The sequence below is a fragment of the Spirulina sp. CS-785/01 genome (assembly GCF_028330525.1).
In the GTDB taxonomy this organism is placed as follows: Bacteria; Cyanobacteriota; Cyanobacteriia; order Cyanobacteriales; family Spirulinaceae; genus JAQMSD01.
On record NZ_JAQMSD010000016.1, the window covers coordinates 1 to 3,277 of the forward strand.

The window sequence follows — 3,277 nt, forward strand, 5'->3', positions numbered from 1 at the left end:
CGAGAAACCGTTGTATCAAACACTCATGATAGATACTTGCTCCCCCTCTCCCACCCTTGGGAGAGGGCAGGGGTGAGGGCGACCCCCTCTCCCACCCTTGGGAGAGGGCAGGGGTGAGGGCGACCCCCTCTCCCACCCTTGGGAGAGGGCAGGGGTGAGGGCGACCCCAACTCGAAACTACAAATTTTAAGAAAAATCACAAAAAATAAAAGACTGTTTGATCTGGAATACTCTCCCCATTGTTTGTAGCTATCATGGAAGTTAAGTTAGCCTGTGCCAGACAATACGGGGAAAAGATAGAAATGGACTCGAAGATTGTTAAATTTTTTCAGCAGCATCCAGCTTGGTTTGTGATAGCGGCCATCATGATGGTATTGGGGGGGGTGGCTTCGACTCTCGACATCATCGCTTATGCCAAAGTGAAAGCAGAAGGGAATGTTGTCTTTAACTGTTCGGTGCTTCAGAATACAGATAGCTCAGACCCTGCCTACTATACCACTGCAACTAGAGGGAATAGCCAACATAGTCTCATTCATTGGGAATCAGGGTATTTTGTGGGGTCAGGGTTTACCCCAGAACGACGGTGTAAAGAGGTTGCTCCTCGCTTTCAGCGTGCCTATGATGACGGGAAATTAAACCTTGTTACCAATGGCACGATGAATAATCAGCCCGTGATTTGTACTACGTTTTCAGAAGAAAATTCGGGGTGTGACCAGTTGTTGTTTACGTTACGTCCCCAAGACCGACCCCTTGCTGTTTTAGACCAGTTAGAAAATGCCCTCAAGGGGCGTAAAATCAGTGCCATTCCTCAAAGTGCAGGAGAACCGCCACAAGTGGTTTTAGAGGTGAACCCCGATGCAGTGTTTGCCGAATCTTCTGGTGAGAGTGGGTTTGAGACCGTGAAATATTCTGCATTGGAATTGTTTTTGGGGTTATTTCGCTAGGGAATGGGGACTCGCTATTTCTCTCTGGAGAGGGGGTAGGGGGGTGAGGGCGACTGCATCCCTGTCTCACGCCTACTCCGGCTTTTTTGATTTACTACTGTTGTTTGCTGCGGAAATTAAAACTGATGAAACGCCAATCTATTCTTTTCTTCGTGACTTTAGGGTTACTAGCTGTCCCTGCGACTCCGTTTGTTGCTCCCAAGGTGTCCGCTTGGTGGGGAGGACAGGAGGAACAGTTATCGGGCCAAGAGATGCAGCATTTAGCGCGACAAATTACCGTGAAGGTATTTGCCGGGGAGTCCGCCGGGTCTGGGGTGATGATTGCTCAAGAAAGGATTTCGGAGGAGAAAACGGCTTATCTTGTTTTCACGAATCGTCATGTGGTGACGACAGGAGAGGAGTATCGCATTCAAACCCCCGACGGGGAAACCTATGAAGGCTTTTCTTATGGGTATGACCAGGAGCGAGATGTGGCGATTGTCTATTTTATCTCTAATCAAGATTATCAGGTGGGGGAGGTTGGCGATTGGACAGAGTTGCCCGAAGCAGGAGAGAAGGTTTGGGCAGCAGGGTTTCCCTTTGACCAAGATGAGCTTGTGGTGACGACTGGGAAAGTGGATTTTATCTCAGAACGAGAACTCAAGGACGGCTATCGCTTGGGTTATACCAATACTATTCAACAGGGAATGAGTGGTGGTGTGATTTTAAATCAGCAGGGCGAAGTTGTGGGGATCAATGGCATGGGGGCGAATCCCGTGTTGCAAGGGGGGTATGAGTATTTGGATGGGACGAAACCTGATGCAGAGACGTTAGAGCGAATGCAGCAGTTGAGTTGGGGGGTGCCGTTTGAGGCGTTGGAGAAAGCCGCACCTAAGTTTGTGGCTTATTACTTCCCCCAAGGGGTAACAGTCCCCGCAGGGATGGTGATGGGAGAGCGAGAGTTACCTGGTCTTGCAGGGCAGGTGAATGAGATTGCCGACGGGATTACGGTGCGAATTGAAGGGACTAGAGAGAGTCACGGTTCGGGGGTAATTGTGGCTAAGGAGGGGCGGACGTATTGGGTTTTAACGGCGAATCATGTGGTGAAGAATGGGGTGGAGACGGTGAGGACGGCGGATGGGACAGAGCATTCGGTAAATGCAGAGCAGATCACCTCAGCAGAGGGGTTGGATTTAGCGGTGGTGCAGTTCCAGAGTCGCCAGTCTTATCCGGTGGCAACTTTGGGGAATTATGAGATTGGGGCTAAGGAACGGTACTACAGTTTTGTTTCTGGTTTTCCGGGGGATGACCGTTTGTTGAGTGCAGGGACGTTTTACAGTGAGGAACAGAGTGTTTTTAATGCGAAGGATGTGGACACCTTTGCGCCGTCCGCTTCTTTAAAAAGTGGTTATGAATTGGTTTATACCAATGTCACCCAGTCCGGGATGAGTGGGGGAGCAGTGTTGGATAGTTTGGGACGGTTGATTGGCATTCATGGTATGACAGAGGGGGAGCTTTTAGAGACAGACCGAGGTGATAGGGAATATAAACAGGTACAGTTGGGGTATAGTTTGGGCGTGCCAGTTCGCCGGGTGTTGGCATTGCTGGAGAGAGCAGGGATTGACCAAGCGCAGTTGAATATAAAGACTGAGAAACCTTCTGTAGTGCCTCAAAAGGATAGTGAGGCAATTCAAGATATTTTTTACGCGGTTAAAGATGCACCTCAAAACCCGGATGTTGGGGACTGGCTCAATTATGGGAATCAATTGTGGCGCGTGGGTCAGAATGAGGAAGCGGTGAAAGCCTTTGAGGCAGCCCTTGAGATGGATGCAAGTTTAGAAATGGCTTGGTATGGAAGGGGGTTGGCGTTGGCGGAACAGTGGAAATACGCTGAGGCGAGTCGTTCTTTTCAGGAGGCGGTTAATTTAAAGGATAATTTCCCGGAAGCGTGGCGAGAATGGGGATCGGCGTTGCAGAATTTAGGAAAGTATGAGGGGGCATTAGTGGCTTATGAACGAGCCATTGAGTTACAACCCAAGAACTTTGCGCTGTACTATAGTAAAGGGTATGTGTTAGGAGAATTAGAACGTCATGCTGAGGCGAGAGATGCTTATAGTCGTGCGCTCCAACTCCGTCCCCATCCCTTCGCCTACAACAACCGGGGGATTGCCTACTCGGACTTAGAAAAATACGAGGAAGCGCTCCAAGATTACAACCAAGCCCTCTCTCTTGACCCTGAATATGCCCTAGCCTACATCGGGCGGGGGAATGCCTACTCGGACTTAGAAAAATACGAGGAAGCGCTCCAAGATTACAACCAAGCCCTCTCTCTTGACCCTGAATATGCCTATGCC

2 protein-coding genes are annotated in these 3,277 nt (G+C 49.7%); both read left to right on the forward strand.

Annotated features, from left to right (window positions below; translation table 11 throughout):
* The first annotated feature begins 254 nt into the window (after window positions 1-254).
* Window positions 255-944, forward strand: coding sequence for a COP23 domain-containing protein (locus PN462_RS00595; RefSeq protein ID WP_272125875.1), 690 nt, complete (start codon window positions 255-257; stop codon window positions 942-944).
* Window positions 945-1,069: 125 nt separating this feature from the next.
* Window positions 1,070-3,277: tetratricopeptide repeat-containing S1 family peptidase (locus PN462_RS00600; protein WP_272125876.1), on the forward strand; the 2,208-nt coding region annotated here is incomplete at its 3' end.